The following is a 21,409-nucleotide window of genomic DNA, read 5'->3' on the forward strand; positions in this document are numbered from 1 at the left end:
ACTATCCATAACGGCTTGTAACTGATAAACTAGAGTTATTCTTTAATAATATATAGTATAATCTAAGAAACTTAGATGAAAAATGGAGGGCTTCAAATGAATAAAGTAGTGGTACTTGGAACAGGTCCATCTGGATTAACTGCAGCAATTTATCTAGCTCGTGCAAACATGAATCCGCTTGTGATCGAGGGACCAGAGCCAGGTGGACAATTAACCACCACGACGGAAGTTGAAAATTTTCCTGGATTCCCTGAAGGCGTTATGGGACCAGAACTAATGGAGAATATGCGCAAACAAGCGGAGCGCTTCGGTGCACGTTTTGAACGCGGATGGGTGAGTCGAGTCGATCTGACTAAGAAGCCATTTACATTACATATTGGTGAAGAACGAGTAGTGGAGACCGAAACATTAATTATCTCGACAGGTGCCTCTGCTAAATTATTAGGCATTCCAAATGAAAAAGAAAGCATTGGTATGGGTGTAAGCACATGTGCTACTTGTGACGGATTCTTTTTCCGCGGTAAAAAAATTATTGTAGTGGGCGGAGGAGATTCCGCGATGGAGGAAGCGAACTTCTTAACAAAATTCGCTTCTGAAGTTCGAGTGGTACACCGTAGGAAAGAGCTTCGAGCGTCAAAGATCATGCAAGATCGTGCTAGAGAAAATGAGAAAGTCACATGGAGCCTGAACTGTACGCCTCTTGAAGTAGTAAAGGGAGATCAAGGTGTTACCGGCTTAAAGGTGAAAAATAACGAAACAGGCAAGGAAGAGATCATCGAGACAGATGGAATTTTCGTTGCGATTGGTCATACTCCAAATACAAGTTTCTTACCAGATCAGCTAGCGACCGATGAAACAGGTTATATTAAAGTACAACCTGGTACCACACGCACGAATATCCCAGGGGTATTTGCTTGTGGTGATGTACAGGATCATATTTATCGTCAGGCAATTACTGCAGCTGGAACAGGCTGTATGGCAGCACTAGATTGTGAGCGTTATTTAGAAGGTAGCCAAGTGGACGACTGGAGCAAGAGTTTATAAAATGATCACTGCCTTATGAAGAATTATTTCTAGGTTGTTATCCTATACTATCGTTATTCATGTTTAGATAAAACTCAAGGGCTATCTTAAAGAGAAAATCTACTTTAGGATAGCCCTTGAGCATGTATTTTTATAATATTTTTTGTGTGCTGTATATAAAATAAATACTTATAACTAGATATCTAGTTCACTATATAAATGGTTTCTTTTTTTTACTCTCGTCAACTCGCAAAATTGTGCGCTACATGGAGAGATTGAGCGTTTCAAATTGGAAATTCCGAGATAATGAATCATAACTTATTTTTTTGCGATCTCAAATGGCTTGCACAATATATAGTGTCGGGTATACTCAAATAGTCACTATATATGGATCGGATGTGGATGTATGATTGAAATAAAGGGGTTAGAGGTAAACCTGAAAATTGGAAATTGGTTAACAGAGGTGGAACGTGACTTTACTCACCTTGATTTTACTAGCTTAGAAGAAGAGACACGATCACAACTAAGAGAAAATATGTCGCTAGAAGAGCAAATTCAGTTGCTGATTCAAGTAGCGGTTGAAAAAACAAGTGTGGAGGAGCCAGATTGGCAGTTTGTAGCTGCACGTTTTTTAGTGATGTTTCTCTATCGACAAGCGGGTGAAAATCGTCAATTTGATGCTTCTAAGAAGTATGGGGATTTCTATTCCCTCATTACTTCCTTAACAGAGGAAGGTTTGTACGGTACATATCTATTGGAGAAATACAGTGTAGAAGAGATTGCCTACTTGTCTTCTGTCATGAAACCTGAACGGGACGAGCTTTTTAACTATATTGGGTTGAAAGTTCTTGCAGATCGGTATTTAGTACGTAACTTTCAGCAGAAAGTAATGGAATTACCTCAAGAGCGCTTTATGATTATCGCGATGCATTTAGCTTCTAAAGAGCAGAACCCTGTGATATGGGCGGAGAAATTTTATGAGGTTTTATCCAGACTTGAATTAACAGTCGCTACTCCCACATTATCTAATGCTGGAAAGCCGCTTCATCAACTTTCTTCCTGTTTTATCGATACAGTGGATGATTCTTTGTGGTCCATCTATGAAACAAACTCTTCAACCGCTCAAGTATCCAAGTACGGTGGCGGAGTCGGAATTTATTTAGGAAAAGTCCGAGCAAAAGGCTCTAAAATTCGTGGACATAAAGGCGCATCAGGTGGTGTTATTCCATGGATTCGAAATTACAACAATACGGCTGTGGCGGTTGATCAGTTAGGGGTTCGGAGGGGAGCGTTTGCCATTTATTTAGATGTGTGGCATTCCGATATTCTCGATTTCCTCAATCTAAAAACAAACAATGGGGATGACCGTTTAAAGGCGCATGACATCTTCCCGGGGGTTTGTGTTCCGAATTTATTTATGGAGCGTGTAGCACAGCGGGGTGTATGGAGTCTATTTGATCCGCACGAAGTAAGAGAAGTGATGGGATATTCGCTTGAAGATTTTTTTGGAGCAGAATTTGAGAAACGTTATCAAGCATGTGAAAATCATCCGTCCCTTGATTCCATTGAGATTCCTGCGATCGACATTATGAAACGAGTTATGGTAAGTGCTTTTGAAACAGGTACTCCGTTCATTTTCTTCCGCGATTTGGTGAACGAAGCCAATCCGAACAAACACAAAGGGATGATTTACTCCTCTAATCTTTGTACGGAAATCTGCCAAAATATGTCTGCGACAGAGTGGATGAGTGAAGAGATTGAGGATGGAATCATTGTCACGAAGCAAAAGCCAGGCGATTTCGTAGTATGTAATCTTTCCTCTATTAACCTAGGTAGGGTGCATAGTTACGATGATCTTGCCCGAATTATTCCGGTACAGATGAGAATGCTTGACAATGTAATCGATTTAAATATGTATCCTGTGAAGCAAGCAGAAGTTACGAATCACAAGTATCGTGCTGTGGGCCTAGGAACAAGCGGTTATCACCAATATCTAGCCCAACAGAAAATCATGTGGGAATCGGAAGATCATGTGGAAGAAGCAGATCGATTGTTTGAAGAGATCGCGTATCAAGCGATTCGCGCTTCGATGGAACATGCTAGAGAAAAAGGATTCTATCCGGCTTTCTCTGGAAGTGAGTGGGAATCAGGAGCCTATTTTGAAAAACGTGGCTATAATAGCGAAAGATGGGAAGAGCTAAGACGAGAAGTGGCCGAGCATGGGATGAGAAATGCTTGGGTCATGGCGATTGCTCCAACTGGCTCGACTTCCTTGATCGCTGGCTCTACTGCGGGAATTGACCCTGTGTATGCAAAGTTTTTCGTGGAAGAAAAGCGAGGGGCATCCATTCCACAAACAGCTCCTAATTTGTCGGTAGAGACAACTTGGTATTATAAAGAAGCGCATAAAATTGATCAGAGCTGGAGCATCCGTGCTGCTGGAATGAGACAGCGCCATATCGATCAAGCTCAATCATTTAACCTATATATCACCCCTGAAACAAACGCGAAAGAATTTTTAGAGCTTTATATGGATGCTTGGAAAAATGGTGTAAAAACAATTTACTACATTCGCAACCAATCTGTTGAAGTAGAAGAATGTGTAAGTTGTTCATCGTAACGAGAGGAGAGCGCAAACGTGCAACTAGAGCGAAAGAAGATATTTAATGAAGATGGACAAAGAGGAACACAGCGCCTCATTAACGGGAATACCACCAACCTGAGAGAGTGGAACCGTATTAAGTACGATTGGGCTCATAAGTTATATCGAACCATGCTAAACAACTTTTGGATTCCAGAAGAGATTCCACTTGCTTCGGACGCCAAAGAATTTCAGGAGCTAAGTCCAGCTGAACGTCGAGCTTTTGATAAAACGATTTCGTTTCTTAACTTCCTTGATTCCATTCAAGGAGAGAATCTACCTAACATCCATGAATATGTGACGGCACCCGAAGTTTCTTCCTTGCTGAACGTCCAAGCTTTTCAGGAGGAGATCCATGCGCAATCGTATAGCTATATTTTAGATAGCGTATGCTCTCCTGAGACAAGGGAGAACATCTACGACGAATGGCGGAACGATGAACATCTGATGAAGCGAAATCGCTTTATTGCCGACTTGTATCAACAGTTTGTCGATCAAAAAACGGATCATCAATTTATCCGTACGTGTATGGCTAACTTCTTGTTAGAGTCTCTCTATTTCTACAGTGGATTTTCCTTCTTCTATGCATTAGCGAGACAAGGAAAGATGACTGCAACTGCCACGATCATCAAGTACATTCAACGCGACGAATTGACTCATGTAGTTTTATTCCAAAATATGATCCGCGAGCTACGCAAAGAAAATCCAGACTTATTTACGCCAGAGTTTGTTGAAGAACTGCGCGAGATGACGAGAACAGCAGTAGAACATGAAATTGAGTGGGGCAAATATATTACCAACAACGAGATTCAAGGGATTAACAATGAGGTGTTGGAGAAGTATATTAAATTCTTATCCAATGAACGCTTGAGCCGCCTAGGATTTGAGGTCTTATATCCTGAAATTCAAACTCATCCAATGAAGTGGGTAGAAAGTTTCTCAAACCTTAATGCTACCAAAACGGACTTCTTTGAACAAAAAGTAACCAATTACACCAAAGCAAGCAATCTCGATTTTGGAGATTTGTAAAGGATTCGCATGAAGCCCCTCGTAGCTCTTTTGAGAGAAGAAAGAGCTACGAGGGGCTTTCTTTTTATCGTGTTTTACATCATTGTAAAAAATTCAAATACAGAGTTCCAAATAGAGAAAAATACTAATATTTCACAATAGGGGGATATTGTCCTATATTGTTGGTTGTCATATACTGTAATTACATCTTATCCCATTTTTTAGGGGGATTGGAGAAGGCGGTGTATGAAAGCTGGGATTAGGGGACCAACGAATCAATTTGTTTGATAAATATGGCATTCAAGTCATTCGGGCCATTATTTCTGATTTTATCGACCGTGTTTTGATAGACCAATCGCTTAACCATGCATTTCAATCATGCCCAGTTCATAAGGTGAAGCGATTTACAATTTCCCTATTTGCGTGTATGTTGGGTTCTAAAGAACATTGGATGGAGGACGGTTTGAGAAATCATTCTGCTCATATAAGCTCCAATGACTATGAGAAAATGATAAGATACCTAGATGATTCGATGAAAAAGTTTAATATTGGAGTGGAAGAACGGGCCACTATACTTGGGATTACTCGTTCAGTTAAATATTTTGTTATACAGACAAGCAATTAAAATAATCATGCTATCGAGAAATCGATGGAAAATGGATGAAGCCTGAAAAGATAGAAGGGCCCCAACAGAAAAGCTCATTTTCTGTTGGGGCCCCTTTTGAAAAAACTGGCTGATAATGTTACACCATTACTCGTTTTAACTGGTTTAGATAGCGAGCCCGAACGATCAAAAAATAAACGAACTGTGCAACGGAAAATGCTCCGATCCCGGTCAAAGTGGGGATTAATGTATCCCCTAGAGAAAGTTGGCTTTTTAGAGTTTCTAGGCCTATAATTGTCTCCAATGCTGTAGCCAACATCGGGAGAAAAAAGAGAACAGAAATCTGGATAGTAGCTGATCGCTTCATTTCTTTCTCACTTAGGCCGATCTTGGAAAGTCCATGAGCGATATGTCTATCTTGATTTAACTCGGTATAAAGTTTAAAGTACAGAAAGCTAGCAGTAGAAAGGGAGAAAATGGATGCAATAAATACGCCAATAAAAATAATCATACTCTTAAATTGTCTGAACTCTACATAATCTACTGCACGAGAACTAAGAAATCCATTCCAACCTTCCCCTGATGCTCCTTCTGTCAATTCAATCAATTTTTTTCCAATATTTAATTCTAGTGAATTAGAATCTGGTAATTTTGCGTTTGACCATTCTGGAACAAAATACAAGGTCCTTATATCTTCTTCCTTTTTACTAAAAGACTCTTTTTCTTTAATAAATGACTTAAGCTGATTATAAGTTGCATCAGAAACGATTATGAGATTCGCAACATCTCTTGTGACTATTTTTTCGAATTGGTCAACCACTCGGAGAGTTTCTTTCCCATTTGCGAGAGTGAGCTGCTTTGTATTCTTTAGCTTATCGGTAATAACAAATGCTTCCCCTAATTGTAGATTAGGAAGTTTCTTCATTTGAAGAAACTTTTCTAGATGTTTATAATCAGACTGTTTGATCATAGCAAAGCGTGAATCGATTTCTCTAAATTTAGGTCTGGTAGAGGTTAGTTCTATTTTTTCAAAACTTACACTAGCCGATTTTAATTCCTGATCAATCTTGTTAGTTTCCGCTTGCGAATCCTTTTTTGATTTTGCCATATAAGTAAGTGCAAATGGATCTTCTTTGAGTATCCGCTTACCCTGCTGATCCACAGATAAAACAATTCCAATTACTGAACAGGACATTGCGATAACAATAGTGATCATAAAAAACATCCGCGCATTATCTTTCATTTTATAAGCCATTTCGGAAACCCATAACAGATTGGTCCCTCGCCAAGTGAAGGCACGATTTTTCTTGAATAAGCGGATAATCCATACACTCAGCTGTGTAAAGAAAAAGTAAGTTCCGATCATCCCAAGAATAAAGATATAAAGAACCGTCGATTCTGATATTTTTTGTGTCATTAAGTAGGCTGCTCCAACAAAAGAAGAAACCGATAGGATAGACAACCATATCGATGCTTTTGGTTCTGGCTTCGGTTTGCTCGTTCCTTGTAATAGATCAAGTACTTGATTTTGTCTGACAAAGAACTGAGTTAAGAGAGAAACGACTAGAAAAAGTGCCAAGAAGGCTATTGCTGTTAAACCCATCGCTTTCCATGGTAAGTACATCGATAGTTCTTCGATCTCTACAACACTAGCTCCAAAGAGGAGAAAAAGCCTCGAAAGAAGTATTCCACACACTATTCCTGTAATAATGGATGCGAGACCGATAATCATATTCTCAAGGAAGATCAGGCGCTTTAGCTGGCTACTTTCTGAACCTAAAATGGTTAACAGACCAAACTCCTTTTTCCTCACTTTTAAAAAGGCGCTGTTTGAGTAAAGAACAAATATAAAGGAAAAGAGAAAGATCACATATTCGGCTGCTTTCATCATCAGTTTGGCATCATGTCCTAATGAAGACTTTGCTATATCAGGATGAAAGAGAAACATCGCATAGGTAAAAAAAATCATCACTGAAAATGAACTGCTTAAAAAATATGCTGAGTAAGCCCGAGCATTTCTTTTGACGTTATTTAACGCGAACTGACGAAAGTTCAAGTGAATTTCCCCCCAACAATGACAACATATTAATAATGATCATTTCCATCACCACACAATCCATGTTAAATTTTGTTATACATCCTATTTTTAAATATGTTCATTGCTACGACCCTCTCTATTAATTTATTATGGATTAGTATAGCCGTCATGATAGGTAGAAAATATGGATTTACCTTTCAAGAACATTAACAAAGTGTAAGGTTAATCAAAATGTAGAGATAGAGAAGTGAGAGAAACATGAGAGAATCGTGGAAACAAGTAAAATCATGGCATAAGTCCTTCGGACTCGCCGCACCAGAAGAGCCGCAGTTACTTCCTGAAGATCGTGTGAAACAACGAATTGGCTTTATGCAGGAGGAACTACAGGAGTTTGCTGAGTCTCGAACATTGGAAGACCAAGCGGACGCGATGATTGATTTGATATATTTTTCTTTAGGAACCCTGGTGGAGATGGGAGTAGACCCGGGTGAGCTATTTGACATTGTTCATCGAGCCAACATGTCGAAGTTGTGGGAAGACGGGAAGCCACGCTATCGAGAATCCGATGGTAAGGTGATGAAGCCTGCACATTGGCAAGATCCCCAGCCCTTATTGAAGGAAGAGATATTGCGACAAATTCAGAAAAAGAAGACAAGCCTTTAAAGGAGCTTGTCTTCTTTTTTCGCGAACAAAGCTCTTGTCCAGGAGCTCTATTTCCGAATTGATTGAATGATTTTCACCGCAGACTCCCTCTAAACGGAACATACGATACTGTATCCGGAAAATCCTAAAGCGATCATGCTTCTTTTGAACCACTCGGTATCCCTGTTGCTTTCTTAATGTAGGGGAAGATCCAAACTATCATAGTGATCAAGACACCTTAGATAAGATTCAAAAACCGAATCTAAAAAATATGGGAACGATTGCCACAAACTTAGTTCTTGATATCGCGAGTACATCGCCAGCAAGCTAAGAAAGAGAATATACCCAAACATCAAAAAGGTGTTTTATGAGGGATAGAACCAGTAACTGTGTCACCAACCGTAAATTTGCCAAAATAATGGAATTGGTGATCGATATAAACATGTTCGGGTACAGCCCCGAGTCTCCTGTCAGCATTTCTCATGAAAAAGAAGCTGTTCCCTAAATAAATATGATTCCTACTTGGGGACAGCTTCTTGCTTTTATTTACAGAATTTTTTAGACTGATAGCTACTCTATGGAAACTGTGACCTTTGTACTTGCTAGGTCGGCCTTTTATTGAGGATGTGTGTGATGATAATGTTCATAAGCAGCTCCAGCTACAGCACCAATAATAATACCAATAGCAACCCCAGCTATAATTCCAGCATACCTTAGAGAAGGATTGGTATCAGTTATAGATTTCAATTGAACATCCAACTCTTTTAAAATACTTTTACCTTCTTCAGAATTGACTACTTTTAGAAGTAGTTCGCTTATTGTAAAACTCATATTAATAGTTAGTTCTAAATCACTGTTTGCCCTTGGCATTGTCCGATCTTTTAATTCGTTACGAAGAAACTCTAAAAGTTTATCTCTTGTTTCCATTGGAATCGGTGGCCAGTCAGGTAAAGAATTAGGAGGCCAAGGTGAAGGGGGCTGAGGACACCATGGCCAATTCGGTCCATCAGGCAAACACGGTGGCAACATCAAATTTGGTAATGACCAAGGTATCGTAGGCATCATCCAAGGTAATCCAGGGGAAGTCTGCTCATTTCGCTGAGCCATTCCATAATCAGGTGAACACCATGGTGGACCCGGCCACGGCCAATGCATCATAGCCATTCGTGGTGGTGGACACGACAATCGTGGCATTGGTGGCCAAGTATTCCACGGTATTGTCCCAGGTGTTTGTTGATAATTACACATTTTTATCCTCCTTTGTTCAAAACAAAATATATTATGTTCTTTATTTTTTTTATTATGTACTTGAGATGAGCAAATTCGCTTGAAATAATTGGTAAATAATATAAATTAGCTGTTTTCAAGAGTGGCAAGAGAAATAAAAAGTAGCACAAGAAATTTCAGCAGGAAATGAAGAAACCTCAGCTGCCGCTTCCATCTCAGATAGGCTTTGAGGTTGTTTATTTTGCCAACTTCAAAGTAGATAATATACATTTAGAAAATCCATACTAAAAAGATAGAGACTCGTTTAAAAAGAGGGGTGGAGGTGCATGAAATGATACGACCCATGGAGCCTGTGTTAATTCAAGAAGTAAAGCCCAGCCCTGACTATGTGTATCAAGTGAAGTGGGATGGGGTCCGATTAATCACTGAAATTGAAAATAACCAAGTGCAAATGTATACAAAAAAAGGCCACGATCGAACCAATACCTATGTAGAAATTAAACAAGAAATTGTAAACAAGTTTGCTAAACAAACAAAAATTGTACTAGATGGAGAAATAATAGCATGGAAAGAAGGGAAACCGGACTTTTTTCAAGTAATGAAACGGGATCGGTTAAAAGAAGCCTGGCGAATACAAACAGCCATACATACCAATCCTGTGTATTATATTGTTTTTGATCTGTTATGTTGGCAAGGAAAATGGATAACCGATCAACCTCTATGGAAGAGACAAAAAATATTAGAAAGAGAATTTCATCACGGAGAATACATACAAGTTTGCCCCACGTATGATGAATCAGAAGAATTAATTCAGCTAACACGAGCAAATAACTGGGAGGGAATTGTTTGTAAAGAAAGAGAGGGACTTTACCACCTTGAAGAAAAACATCCGTCTTGGTTGAAATATAAAAACTGGAAATACATTACGGGAACGGTCATTGGGGTAAGTATTAAATCCGATTTAGCATATTCTATATTAATCGTGATAAAAAAAGAGAATGAGTACCGTTATATCGGAAAAGTGTCATCCGGATTATCTGTAGAAGAAAAGCAGTTAATTACCAACTGGGCAAGGGAGATCGCTATTCCTAAATCGATTTTAGCGAAACCTCCGCAAATACAGGAAGAGGTCATATGGACCCCGCCTGTATTGCAAGTGGAGATTGAATTTCTAGAATGGACACCAGATGGCACCATGCGTTCAGCAAAATGTCTTGGCTTCAAATAGCAGAACCGATAAGTTCGCTATTTGAAGCCAAGAAAAAGATTAAAAGACAACTATAGGAGGCAAAAATGGGGCATAAGGGGGAACAAATGGTGGTAACAAGGGTGGGATAGGTAATGGATAAGGTGCGAATGGAACCGGAGGATAGGGAAACGGACCTGGACGATAGGGACCTGGGCGAAATGGTTGATGAGGATGAGGATAAGGTGCATACGGAGGACGTGGTGGCATATGACTACCTCCTTGTCATTTAAGTTTGATGTCTTGTTTTACACTATGACAAGAGTCTAAATCTGGTACGTAATCCGGTGATAAATGGGCATGCGTGGAGGCGTTTATGGGTAAAAAGGTCAAACAAACGATTCAAATAGACGGATATGAAATTGATATCTCAAATCCAGATAAACTTTTGTTTCCACAAGCCGGAATTACGAAGTGGGATTATCTTCTTTATCTCACACAAATTGGACCGTACCTGCTACCCTATACACAAAATCGTTTGTTAACTACTATTCGATATCCGGATGGAGTGAATGGAGAGCATTTTTATCAAAAGAATTGCCCCAAAAAGAGGCCTGATTTTGTAGAGACGGTGAGGGTCGACGAGACAGAATACATTCTCCTAAATAATCTTCCTACTCTAGCATGGCTAGCCAATTTGGCGTGTCTGGAATTTCATGTATCCTTTCATTATGCTACGAATATGAATGCACCAACAGAAGTAGTATTTGACCTAGACCCGAGTACATCTGAATTTGGTCCTGTACAAGAAACAGCATTACAACTTCATCAGATTTTACAGTCACTAGGACTACATGCATTTCCGAAAACATCGGGAGCTACTGGACTCCAAGTTTATATTCCTATTGAAAATCGATATACGTTTGATCAGACTCGGAAAATAACCCAATTCATTGCACGATATTTAGCAGAGCGATATCCCAACTTAATTACGGTAGAGCGATTGGTAAAGGATCGCGGGAATAAAGTGTATGTTGATTATCTACAACATTGGACAAAAAAGACATTGATCGCCCCTTATTCCCCAAGGGCCAGATCTTCCGCAACCGTATCAACTCCGTTAGAATGGGATGAGTTAGCCCATTTATCATCACCGACAGAATTTACACTTCCTATGATGATCGAACGAATTCAACAAAAAGGGGACTTATTTGCAACTATGGTTCAAGGACCTAGAGAAAGTTTGGATGATATACTAAGTTTTGTAGAAAGACAATAATCCATATAAATTCACAGGGGGACCATGATGAAAACATTATTTACAGAAGCCGTTGTTATTTCCATGGAGGATGGCGCAAGACCTATCCAAAATGGCAACTTGGCAATTGAAGATGGAATTATTACATATGTAGGTTCTGCGTTATCATTAGAAGAACATGACCAATACGATGAAATTGTATCGTGCAAAGGGAAGGCGATCCTACCTGGATTCGTGAATACACATGGTCACTTGGCCATGACATTATTACGTGGGTATGCAGACGACCTTCCTCTGCAACAATGGCTCGAAAATGAAATATGGCCCATGGAAGGGAAAATGAATGCAGAACATGTATCCGCAGGAGCACATTTAGCGGCACTTGAGATGATTCAAGGCGGAACGACTACCTTTTTAGACATGTACGATAACATGGATGCCGTTGCGAATGTAGTGGAGCACAGTGGATTACGGGCACGTCTCACACGCGGATGTATAGGATTTGGTGATGATGCTCTTCGAAAAAGTAAACTAGAGGAAGCGGCTTCGTTTGCTAAACGCTGGAATGGTGCTGCGGACGGTCGAATCACCACGATGTTGGCACCCCATTCTCCTTATACATGTGGTCCTGATTTCATTCGCCAGTTTGTAGAAAAAGCAACAGAGCTGGGCCTGCCGATTCATACTCATATGTCCGAAACAAAGGCAGAAGTAGAACTAAATGTCCGCGAGTACGGAGCAAGACCTGTGGAACATTTAGATAAACTGGGCTTCTTTGATATCCCATCCTTAGTTGCGCATGCTGTACATTTAACAGAAGAGGAAATAGCACTCCTTGCGAAAAAGAATGTTAAGATTGCTCACAATCCTGGAAGTAACCTGAAACTAGGTAGCGGCATTGCGCCGATTTCTCAGATGATTGCTCACGGAATGCGACCGAGCTTAGCTACAGATGGGGCGGCCAGTAATAATAATCTGGATTTGTTAGAAGAAATTCAACTAGCCGCACTGATTCATAAAGGACATCTTCAAGACCCACTAGCTGTTCCTGCAAAAACGGCATTAGCAATGGGAACGGTATATGGCGCAGAGGCTCTATTTTTAGAAAAAGAAATCGGGACACTTGAGATTGGTAAACAAGCTGATTTTATTACTCTCGATTTAACGCAAGCACATATGCAACCTCAAACAGATGTCGTTTCACACATTGTCTATTCTGCAACCAGATCCGATGTACAGGACGTATATGTTCAAGGGAAACCACTCATGAAAAATCGTGAAATGCTTACAATTGACTCAGAAAAAGTGATTTTTGAAGCGAATCAAGCTTTTGAAAATTTACGGGGATAAAGAACCTGCCAGAAGATGGCAGGAGAATTGCTTGGGTGGGTAGGTATAGGCAGGAGATGTATTGTTAAAATAATACCAACTTATACTTTCATATCGATTTCTAGGTGAAAACGCAAAGGAAGTTCTTCCCTTTGGTCACACCAGTTTCGCTGAAGGGCTGAGGGGGATGCCCATGTTTCAGCATGTAAAAAGGTATTTACTTGTTGTAGTTCATCGGGTGACAGATGAACTTGCAGTAAATCAGTAAGCCAGTCCGAGCTTTGTCTTACGTTCACTGCTTCACCTCCCTTGCGATGTACTAGTAGTATCACCAGATGGCTAGGCTCTATGATTAACACATTTTATGTAAAAAGCCCAGATGATGGGCTTTTTCTTTTTCTTTACCAATCTTTCCATACTTAGGTTTGTATAATAATATGATATACTTTCGTATGTGATATTGATATACAAAGGAGGCGTAAAGATGCCAAGGAAGCAATGGAAAACCATTTTGATCAGTTGTGTTGCTACGCTTTTTGTTTTATTTGGAGCTTGGAAACTTAGTACTTGGCTTACGCTTCAAAAACCGATTTATAGTGTACTTGAGTCGGGTGAGAATTTCGTAACAGTGACAGATATCGATGTACAACCTAATGTGGTTTCCATCCAATTAAAAATAATAGATGCGGATATTTTCGTGCAAAAATATCCAGAAATAAATCGTACATTACAGAAGATAGTCGGCGATAAAAAATTAAAGGTAAGTTGGAAAAACCAACCAAACGCATTGACCAAAGAAGCTTGGGAAGTAAGTCGTTTTCATATACAAGAAGCCATCGCTTATAAGAAATATGGAGAGATCCCAGCGGTAACAGAAAAAGAAGCACACGAAAAAGGCATAGATAGTTTGTCGCGAATTGACGAAGACTATTTGTATATATCGTTTATGGATGGAAAACGTTTTACTGTTGAAATGGTTCCAATCCAGCCGGAGGGAAAGAAACTTGACTAACACCAAAGCATGGCTATTTGGTTCTGGTTTTGCCGTCCTTTTTTTCTTAGCTTACTTGGGAGTAGAACTTCCTGTATTAGTGATTTTAGGCACCGTTCTTCTGGGAATTCTATTGGCACCATTGTTTAAAGAAAAGAATTGGCTCCAATCCTGGATAGGGAGTCAAAGTCATTCACAGGATCAATCGTTAGATATCCCTAAAACTCGCTTTGAAGACATCGGTGGACAATCACATGCCAAAAAAGAGCTTCAAGAAGCGCTCGATTTTTTAATCGAACCTAAGCAAACCGAGCATTACGGGATTCGCCCTTTAAAGGGAATTTTGTTATCCGGTCCTCCCGGAACAGGTAAAACCCTTCTCGCTAAAGCGGCAGCACATTATACTCACTCTGTTTTCATCCATGCTTCTGGCTCTGAATTTGTGGAGCGATATGTGGGAGTCGGAGCAAAAAGGGTCAGAGAATTATTCGAACGAGCCAAAAAAGCAGCGAAAAAGGCGCGAGTTTCGAGTGCGATTCTTTTTATAGATGAAATAGATGTGATTGGTGGAAAACGAGATGGGTCCCAACAACGAGAATACGATCAAACGTTAAATCAGTTATTGACGGAAATGGATGGGATTACAACGAATGTAGAGGTGCAGATCTTAGTCATGGCTGCTACCAACCGAAAGGATTTATTGGACGATGCATTACTGCGCCCTGGACGATTTGATCGTCTTATTACGGTTGATCTACCAGATCGATCAGCTCGTTTGAAAATATTGGAGCTTCACACTCACCCGAAACCACTAGCTAACGATGTTCAGCTCGAAAAAGTAGCTGAGGAGACGTTCGGTTTTTCTGGAGCTCAATTGGAGAGTTTGAGTAACGAAGCGGCAATCTATGCAATGCGAGAAAAAAGCAAAGAGGTTACACAAAAACACCTGATGTTAGCAATCGACAAGGTGATGATGGGTGAGAGGATCGATCGTGAAACCAGTGAAGAAGAGAAGGAAAGAGTAGCGATTCATGAATTAGGCCACGCCATAATGGCAGAAGTAGTCAATCCTGGATCGGTTGCTCATGTAGCATTGTCCCCAAGAGGGCAAGCATTAGGATATGTCAGGCATCATCCTGGAGAAGATCGCCATCTGTATACCCAGGAGCATTTAGAGCACCAGATTTTAATTGGGTTAGCTGGCGCAGTAGCGGAGTCCATTGTATTAGGACACAAATCAACAGGAGCTCGAAATGATTATGAACAATGTAATCGATATGCGAAAGCGATTGTTGAATCAGGCTTCACGGATCTAGGTATTGTCGACATGAACCTGCTTCCTAAGGAACAATTGCAAACGAAGATTAGTCAAATTCTACAGGAACTAGAACAGAAATGTACGAGTCATTTACTACAATACCGCTCATTATTCCCACAGTTCTTGCGCATCCTTTTACAAGAAGAAACATTATCAGGAGATGAATTTCGAGGATTATTATCCCAGAAGGAAAAAAAGCTGGTACAATAAAACACGGTTTTATAGGAAAGGGCGTGGAATGGCGTGGATCAAATTCAACAAGTAGTCGTAGTCGGTGGAGGAGTGATGGGTGCTGGAATCGCAGAATTATTAGCCTCCAAGAGGTTTGAGACTACTATTTTAGAAAAAGACCCACAAGCGGCAGAACAAGCGAAACGTTCTGTGGTTCATAGTCTTGATCGTAAGTTAGCTAAGTGGGGGATTACAGAGGCTGAGAAGAAAATTATCTTATCTAATCTGCATTTTTCAACTGACCCAAGTGTTCTAAAAGACGCAGATTTTGTAATCGAGTCTGTGGACGAAGACATCCAAATCAAAAAGGAAATTTATCACCTTTGTGATCAAAAATGTAGACCTGAAGTGGTGTTCGCAAGCAATACATCCACATTGAGTTTGACAGAGATTGCTGCCATGACACAACATCCCGATAAGGTAATCGGTTTACATTTTGTTTATCCCGTTCCTACGATACCCGTTGTAGAAGTGGTTCGAGGACTTAAAACTTCCGACCAAACAGTAAATATTGTTCGCAAATTACTTCCAGAATGGGGCTTGTCTGCAGTTGAAGTATTTGAATCACCTGGTTTTGTGACGACACGTATGATTGTCCTCATGATTAACGAAGCAACTAATATCTTAATGGAAGGGGTAGCGACAGTAGAAGAAATTGATCGTGCCATGAAGCTTGGCTATCAATTCCATGCAGGACCTTTTGAAATGGCGGATCGCTTTGGATTAGATTCTGTATTAGCCGCGTTAGAACAATTATTTCGCGAATTTGGGGAAGCTAAGTTTCGCCCAGCTCCTTTACTAAAGAAAATGGTACGAGCCAAACAACTTGGTGTTAAAACAGGAGAAGGTTTTTTCCGTTATGACCAAGAGGGGATTCGAATGAGTGAAGGGGAGGGCTCTGTATCATGAAGGTACTCGTTATTAACTGTGGAAGTTCATCGATAAAATATCAATTGTTTGAGATGACTGACGAGTCAGTATTGGCTTCGGGTCTCGTAGAGAAAATTGGAACCGATGCCGCGATTATTAAACAAGAAACGCCTGATCGAGAGGAATTAGTTCTAACATCTGAGATATTAGACCATCGCGATGGTTTAAACAAAGTATTATCGTTACTCATGTCGAAAGAGCATGGAGTGATTCAAAGCGCGGATGAAATATCGGCTGTCGGTCACCGAGTGGTTCACGGTGGGGAGTTTTTCTCTGAATCTGTCGTCATTACAAGCGAGGTCCGTCAAGCGATTCGAAAAACAATTGATCTAGCACCGTTACATAATCCTCCTAATTTATTAGGGATCGATGCGGCTCAAGCTCAATTATCAAACGCAGTCCACGTCGCTGTTTTCGATACTGCATTTCATCAAACGATGCCTGATTATGCATTTATGTACCCAATCCCACGTGTCCTATATCAAAAACATCGGATACGTCGCTATGGATTTCACGGTACATCACATAAATATGTAGCTCAAAAAGCAGCAGAATTTCTCGGGCGACCACTAGACGAATTAAAACTGATCATCGCGCATATCGGCAATGGGGCAAGCTTGTCTGCTGTTGAATACGGAAAATCAGTAGATACCAGTATGGGAATGACACCTCTAGAAGGGCTCATGATGGGTACGAGATCTGGGGATATTGATCCAGCCATTGTTCCATTTGTGATGGCCAAAGAGGACCTCACGCTCGGAGAAGTTCAATCCATGTTAAATAAACATAGTGGTCTCTTAGGAGTGTCGGGTTTGTCTGGCGATATGAGGGAAGTGACAGAGGCGATGTTTGATGGGAATCCACAAGCAAAGCTAGCCATTGAGATGTATGTATATCGTCTTCGTAAGATGATTGGTGGTTATTTCGCGGCGATAAACGGAGCAGATGCCCTTATTTTTACAGCCGGAGTAGGAGAAAATGCTTCTCTGATCCGTGAAAAGGTATGTTCTGGCTTATCTTATCTCGGTATTGAGATCAACTTAGAAGAAAATTCAGTTCGTCGCAAGGAAGAGCGAAAAATTAGTACTCCACAGTCTAAAATAGATGTTTTAGTCGTGCCTACGAACGAAGAATTAATGATTGCACGGGATGCAAAAAATCTGGTCTCTTCTCATTAGACAATGTTATGATGATAGTGATGTAGTTCTATTCTTACTAGATAGAAAGGGTTTGTACATGAAACTATCAAAACGAGTTCAACAGCTTGAACCATCCCCTACACTTGCCATCACAGCAACGGCAAAAGCTTTAAAGCAACAAGGTCATGATGTCATTGGTTTAGGGGCTGGAGAACCAGATTTTAATACCCCCACACATATTATTAATGCGGCAAAAGAAGCAATGGATCAAGGATTGACAAAGTACACGCCTTCTAGCGGTATTCCTGAGTTGAAAAAAGCCATCGTAGAGAAGTTACAACGAGAAAATAACTTAACATATACTACCAGCCAAGTAACGGTTACAGTCGGTGCGAAAAATGCTTTATATGATTTGTTCCAAGTGATTTTAGATCCAGGTGATGAAGTGATTGTCCCATCCCCATATTGGGTTAGTTATCTTGAACAAATCAAGTTAGCAGGCGGAGTACCAGTTGTGATCGTCGGAGAAGAAGCCAATCAATTTAAGATTACACCAGATCAACTTCAAAAAGCAGTCTCATCCCGTACCAAAGCTGTTATCATTAATAGTCCTTCCAATCCTACTGGCATGCTGTATTCGGCAGATGAGCTACGCGGACTCGGAGAAGTGGCCATCGAACACGATTTCTTAATTGTTTCCGATGAAATTTATGAACACCTCATTTATGACGAGAGTCTACATCATGTGAGTATGGCTAGTTTAGGAGAAGAGTTTTATAAACGAACCGTTATCATAAACGGAGTTTCCAAGACATACTCGATGACCGGTTGGCGGATCGGATTTGCGGCGGGTCCATCAGACATCATTACGGCTATGACCGATTTGGCAAGTCATAGCACCTCAAACCCTACTTCCATCGCTCAATATGCGGCGATTGCGGCATTTAACGGATCTCTAGAGCCTGTAGAAGAGATGAAAAAAGCGTTTAAAGAGCGAAGAGATTATGTAGTCGATCGATTAAACAAGATTCCTGGATTCGTTTGCCAAAAACCTCCAGGAGCATTCTATGCCTATGTAAATATTCGTCAAGCGTTAGATTCATCCGGAATGTACCAAACAGCGGATGATTGGGCAACGGCATTATTGGAAAAAGAATTAGTCGCAGTTGTTCCAGGAGCTGGCTTTGGCTCTGACGATCACATGCGAATTTCATATTCTACTTCACTAAAACAACTCCAAGAAGGTTTAGACCGAATTGAACGTTTTGTAGTAGAAAATAAATAATAAATCACGTGAAGCATTTCCTTGTTCTAAGAAAACAGGAAATGCTTCTTTTTTATGAGTATGGTTCACAAGTCTTTAACAAACACTAAAAAAAAACTTTAGGTGTTGGAGACATGTGTAGCTTACAAATAGAAGAAGTAACTTTGCATAATCATGGAGACGAAATTATATCGAGCTGGAACGCCTCTTTTACAAAAGGAGAGAGCGTTAGCATTTATAGTGGAAAGCAGATCACCAGTACTTCAATCCTATTGATGTTAGGTGGATACCTAAAACCTGAGCAAGGGGCTGTTTGGCTGGTAGAGGAGGATAAAAAAGAGCCAATCTCCCCTGCACATATCGGGATTGCTTCCATTCACCGTATCTACGAACCCATTCCATATCTGCGAGTAGAGGAGATGCTTCTTTTACAAGCAAATTTATTTCGAGTCAAGAAGAAAAAAGAGCTCCTCGAAAAAGTGATGAACGATTGGGATTTAGATAGTGTACGAAAAGATCGATATGTAGATCTATCCCCCGTCAATCAATTAAAAGCGTCCGTCGCTGCGGCGTTGGTACATCAGCCTCAGATTTTATTATTAGACCACCCCGAGCTTGGGTTAACCGATGAAGAATGGACTCAATTTTCTTCGATTCTGCAACCGATTGTTCAGCGAGACAAACTTATTTTGATTCTGACCACATTGCGGCGGGAAGTATGGAACGAGTATCAAACGAAAATTGACCTTTCCATTCGGAAGGAGGACGACCGGCTATGATCTCTTGGTATATTGCTCAAGCGGAGTGGAAGCGCATATGGAGGAATCGATTAGGGAGACTAGCGATTCTAGCTATTTTATTCGTTCCACTTCTCTATTGTGGTCTGTATTTATATGCTTTTTGGGATCCGTATGGCTCGTTAAATCAACTCCCTGTAGCACTTGTGAACGAAGATCAAGGTGGAGTCTACAAAGGAGAGAAGGAAAATCTCGGTAATGAGTTGGTAGATGAAATAAAGGAAAAAATCGATGTGAATTGGCATGTGGTGAACCGAAGCGAAGCAAAAGAAGGAGTGGAAGGAGACAGATATTTCTTAGCGATTATCATTCCTTCTGATTTCACAGAACGCTCCCTCTCCATCTCCACTTCAAATCCCAAAAAGGCAAAGTTGGACTTCATTCGAAATGAAGGAAAGAACTACGTTGCTGGGCAGATCGCAATGAGGATTGAAAATGAGCTGAGTACGGGGATTGGTAAGAAGTTTACGCAAGAATATATATCAAACATCTTTGACCTCATCAATGAATCAAAGGAAGGGCTTACCAAAGCGGCTGATGCAGCAGAAAAAATTGCAGATGGAACCAAAAAGCTGTACGAAAGTAGCAATCGTGTTCAAGAGGCGATCGCAAAAGCATCAACGGGAGCGAATAAAATTTTGTCAGGCACACGAACCCTGCAACAATCCGTTGGACAACTGGAAGATGGTGCCAGACAAGTAAATGATGGAACCAAGCAACTAGTAGATAAAGTGGAACAGATCGGTTACCGTGTACAAGAAATACAGAGATTATTTCCGCTACAAGCTGGGAAGATATCTCAAAAATTTCAAGATCTACAGCAAGATATAGAGAAAATCAGGGCGTTAGCCGATGGAACTGATAAGTTATACCAAGGATTAATAAAGTTTCACAAAGGGGCTAACGATCTAGAGAATGCCATCTCTCAGTTAACCAAAGGGCTTGACGAACTGAACCAAAAGCTACCTGAGTTTGTAGATAACATGAAGAAAGTGTCAGAAAGCAATCAACAACTAGCCCGAAAGCTTAGCGAAGCCACAACTGGCTCTGGGGCAGATTCCAAGCTATTAGCTGAAATCGTATCAGATCCAATCGACACCGAAGATAAAAGTACTCATCAGGTAGGGGAATACGGAGTCGGGCTTGCGCCTTATTTTTTACCACTTTCTTTATGGATCGGTGCCATCATGCTGTTTTTTGTTCTCCCGATCAATGAAAAAAGATGGAAGTTTGGTCCTTATCGATTAGGCTTAGTTCCTCTTGGACAGTTCCTATCCTTATACCCAATCGGAATTTTTCAAGCACTCTTAACGGGAAGTATTGTTCATTATGGACTTGGTTTGCCAATTGAACTTGGAATTTCGTACTATCTATTTTTAATCTGCATCTCCTTAATGTCCATAACCGTTATTGGATTTTTCATTGGCACATTTGGCGATGGACCAGGAAGACTGATAGCCATTGTTGTCTTGGTTTTACAATTAGTCTCAAGTGGGGGCACATTTCCAACGGAGCTAATCCCAGGTCCACTACAAAAGATTTCAGGATTCCTTCCCATGTCACATGGAGTAAATGGACTGCGTAATATTATCGCCCTCAATCGTCCGGAAGAAATGCTTCGTTACTTTATAGCGATATTGGGTTTCCTAGCACTCACATTAATCGGAAGCATTTTAATCCAACGTCGCTCCTTCAAATGGAAAGACTTGAAACCACGTGATCGATTAGAAGTTGGATAAAAAGTAAAATGCTTACAAGAAACCTTACACGATTGTAAGGTTTC

At 40.5% G+C, this 21,409-nt stretch carries 18 protein-coding genes; 15 read left to right on the plus strand and 3 right to left on the minus strand.

The annotated features are described in order from the left end of the window. Positions 1-96 precede the first annotated feature (96 nt). The 3 genes from trxB to J2Z48_RS05630 all read left to right on the plus strand — a co-directional run bounded on the left by trxB (position 97) and on the right by J2Z48_RS05630 (position 4,693). The gene (trxB, locus tag J2Z48_RS05620) at positions 97-1,044 is read left to right on the plus strand and encodes a thioredoxin-disulfide reductase (RefSeq protein WP_307251657.1); all 948 of its coding nucleotides are present in this window, start codon (positions 97-99) and stop codon (positions 1,042-1,044) included. A gap of 385 nt (positions 1,045-1,429) precedes the next feature. Then, entirely contained in the window at positions 1,430-3,643 is a 2,214-nt protein-coding gene (locus J2Z48_RS05625) for a ribonucleoside-diphosphate reductase subunit alpha (RefSeq protein ID WP_307251658.1), read from the plus strand. A gap of 18 nt (positions 3,644-3,661) precedes the next feature. Beyond that, positions 3,662-4,693 (plus strand): ribonucleotide-diphosphate reductase subunit beta, encoded by a 1,032-nt coding sequence (locus J2Z48_RS05630; RefSeq protein ID WP_307251659.1) that lies wholly within the window; start codon positions 3,662-3,664, stop codon positions 4,691-4,693. A gap of 722 nt (positions 4,694-5,415) precedes the next feature. Here J2Z48_RS05630 and J2Z48_RS05635 read toward each other — a convergent pair. Next, positions 5,416-7,332 (minus strand): FtsX-like permease family protein, encoded by a 1,917-nt coding sequence (locus J2Z48_RS05635; RefSeq protein ID WP_307251661.1) that lies wholly within the window; start codon positions 7,330-7,332, stop codon positions 5,416-5,418. 240 nt (positions 7,333-7,572) lie between these two features. On the opposite strand from J2Z48_RS05635, the gene J2Z48_RS05640 reads away from it, so the two are divergent. Continuing rightward, positions 7,573-7,977 (plus strand): pyrophosphohydrolase domain-containing protein, encoded by a 405-nt coding sequence (locus J2Z48_RS05640; protein ID WP_307251663.1) that lies wholly within the window; start codon positions 7,573-7,575, stop codon positions 7,975-7,977. Between the two features lie 594 nt (positions 7,978-8,571). On the opposite strand, the gene J2Z48_RS05645 is transcribed toward J2Z48_RS05640, so the two are convergent. Further along, entirely contained in the window at positions 8,572-9,021 is a 450-nt protein-coding gene (locus tag J2Z48_RS05645) for a hypothetical protein (protein WP_307251665.1), read from the minus strand. 493 nt (positions 9,022-9,514) lie between these two features. Between J2Z48_RS05645 and J2Z48_RS05650 the strand changes: the two genes are divergently transcribed. The 4 genes from J2Z48_RS05650 (at position 9,515) to J2Z48_RS05665 (ending at position 12,977) form a co-directional block, all read left to right on the plus strand. Continuing rightward, positions 9,515-10,411, plus strand: coding sequence for an ATP-dependent DNA ligase (locus tag J2Z48_RS05650; protein ID WP_307251667.1), 897 nt, complete (start codon positions 9,515-9,517; stop codon positions 10,409-10,411). Between the two features lie 113 nt (positions 10,412-10,524). Beyond that, entirely contained in the window at positions 10,525-10,662 is a 138-nt protein-coding gene (locus tag J2Z48_RS05655) for a hypothetical protein (protein WP_307251668.1), read from the plus strand. A gap of 83 nt (positions 10,663-10,745) precedes the next feature. Next, positions 10,746-11,648: a non-homologous end-joining DNA ligase gene (ligD, locus tag J2Z48_RS05660; protein WP_307251669.1), complete on the plus strand. Its 903-nt coding sequence runs from the start codon at positions 10,746-10,748 to the stop codon at positions 11,646-11,648. Positions 11,649-11,672: 24 nt separating this feature from the next. Further along, positions 11,673-12,977: an amidohydrolase family protein gene (locus J2Z48_RS05665; protein ID WP_307251670.1), complete on the plus strand. Its 1,305-nt coding sequence runs from the start codon at positions 11,673-11,675 to the stop codon at positions 12,975-12,977. Positions 12,978-13,057: 80 nt separating this feature from the next. On the opposite strand, the gene J2Z48_RS05670 is transcribed toward J2Z48_RS05665, so the two are convergent. Continuing rightward, positions 13,058-13,252, minus strand: a complete 195-nt coding sequence (locus J2Z48_RS05670; RefSeq protein WP_131848945.1) for a hypothetical protein — start codon at positions 13,250-13,252, stop codon at positions 13,058-13,060. Positions 13,253-13,440: 188 nt separating this feature from the next. Between J2Z48_RS05670 and J2Z48_RS05675 the strand changes: the two genes are divergently transcribed. The 7 genes from J2Z48_RS05675 to J2Z48_RS05705 all read left to right on the plus strand — a co-directional run bounded on the left by J2Z48_RS05675 (position 13,441) and on the right by J2Z48_RS05705 (position 21,365). Then, entirely contained in the window at positions 13,441-13,968 is a 528-nt protein-coding gene (locus J2Z48_RS05675) for a hypothetical protein (RefSeq protein WP_307251671.1), read from the plus strand. Then, positions 13,907-15,475 (plus strand): AAA family ATPase, encoded by a 1,569-nt coding sequence (locus tag J2Z48_RS05680; RefSeq protein WP_307251672.1) that lies wholly within the window; start codon positions 13,907-13,909, stop codon positions 15,473-15,475. The genes J2Z48_RS05675 and J2Z48_RS05680 overlap by 62 nt, the downstream gene beginning before the upstream one ends. Before the next feature lie 33 nt (positions 15,476-15,508). Further along, positions 15,509-16,405 carry a 3-hydroxyacyl-CoA dehydrogenase family protein gene (locus J2Z48_RS05685; RefSeq protein ID WP_307251673.1) on the plus strand — a complete coding sequence of 299 codons (897 nt, stop codon included), beginning with the start codon at positions 15,509-15,511 and terminating at the stop codon, positions 16,403-16,405. Continuing rightward, entirely contained in the window at positions 16,402-17,604 is a 1,203-nt protein-coding gene (locus J2Z48_RS05690; RefSeq protein ID WP_307251674.1) for an acetate/propionate family kinase, read from the plus strand. Before J2Z48_RS05685 ends, J2Z48_RS05690 begins: the two co-directional genes overlap by 4 nt. A 58-nt stretch (positions 17,605-17,662) precedes the next feature. Then, positions 17,663-18,850, plus strand: a complete 1,188-nt coding sequence (locus tag J2Z48_RS05695; protein ID WP_307251675.1) for a pyridoxal phosphate-dependent aminotransferase — start codon at positions 17,663-17,665, stop codon at positions 18,848-18,850. Between the two features lie 113 nt (positions 18,851-18,963). Beyond that, a complete protein-coding gene (locus J2Z48_RS05700) occupies positions 18,964-19,608 on the plus strand; it encodes an ATP-binding cassette domain-containing protein (RefSeq protein ID WP_307251676.1) in 645 nt (214 codons plus the stop codon). Then, entirely contained in the window at positions 19,605-21,365 is a 1,761-nt protein-coding gene (locus J2Z48_RS05705) for a YhgE/Pip family protein (protein WP_307251677.1), read from the plus strand. Before J2Z48_RS05700 ends, J2Z48_RS05705 begins: the two co-directional genes overlap by 4 nt. Positions 21,366-21,409: the final 44 nt, after the last annotated feature.

The organism is Croceifilum oryzae (assembly GCF_030814315.1).
In the GTDB taxonomy this organism is placed as follows: domain Bacteria; phylum Bacillota; class Bacilli; order Thermoactinomycetales; family Thermoactinomycetaceae; genus Baia; species Baia oryzae.

Excerpts from the sequence above, each read along its gene's own strand:
- J2Z48_RS05700 (WP_307251676.1), top strand. The coding sequence starts at position 18,964 with ATGTGTAGCTTACAAATAGAAGAAGTAACTTTGCATAATCATGGAGAC.
- J2Z48_RS05655 (WP_307251668.1), top strand. The coding sequence starts at position 10,525 with ATGGATAAGGTGCGAATGGAACCGGAGGATAGGGAAACGGACCTGGAC.
- J2Z48_RS05665 (WP_307251670.1), top strand. The coding sequence starts at position 11,673 with ATGATGAAAACATTATTTACAGAAGCCGTTGTTATTTCCATGGAGGAT.
- J2Z48_RS05675 (WP_307251671.1), top strand. The coding sequence starts at position 13,441 with ATGCCAAGGAAGCAATGGAAAACCATTTTGATCAGTTGTGTTGCTACG.
- J2Z48_RS05650 (WP_307251667.1), top strand. The coding sequence starts at position 9,515 with ATGATACGACCCATGGAGCCTGTGTTAATTCAAGAAGTAAAGCCCAGC.
- J2Z48_RS05690 (WP_307251674.1), top strand. The coding sequence starts at position 16,402 with ATGAAGGTACTCGTTATTAACTGTGGAAGTTCATCGATAAAATATCAA.
- J2Z48_RS05640 (WP_307251663.1), top strand. The coding sequence starts at position 7,573 with ATGAGAGAATCGTGGAAACAAGTAAAATCATGGCATAAGTCCTTCGGA.
- J2Z48_RS05705 (WP_307251677.1), top strand. The coding sequence starts at position 19,605 with ATGATCTCTTGGTATATTGCTCAAGCGGAGTGGAAGCGCATATGGAGG.
- ligD (WP_307251669.1), top strand. The coding sequence starts at position 10,746 with ATGGGTAAAAAGGTCAAACAAACGATTCAAATAGACGGATATGAAATT.
- J2Z48_RS05625 (WP_307251658.1), top strand. The coding sequence starts at position 1,430 with ATGATTGAAATAAAGGGGTTAGAGGTAAACCTGAAAATTGGAAATTGG.
- J2Z48_RS05695 (WP_307251675.1), top strand. The coding sequence starts at position 17,663 with ATGAAACTATCAAAACGAGTTCAACAGCTTGAACCATCCCCTACACTT.
- J2Z48_RS05645 (WP_307251665.1), bottom strand. The coding sequence starts at position 9,021 with ATGATGCCTACGATACCTTGGTCATTACCAAATTTGATGTTGCCACCG.
- trxB (WP_307251657.1), top strand. The coding sequence starts at position 97 with ATGAATAAAGTAGTGGTACTTGGAACAGGTCCATCTGGATTAACTGCA.
- J2Z48_RS05680 (WP_307251672.1), top strand. The coding sequence starts at position 13,907 with ATGGAAAACGTTTTACTGTTGAAATGGTTCCAATCCAGCCGGAGGGAA.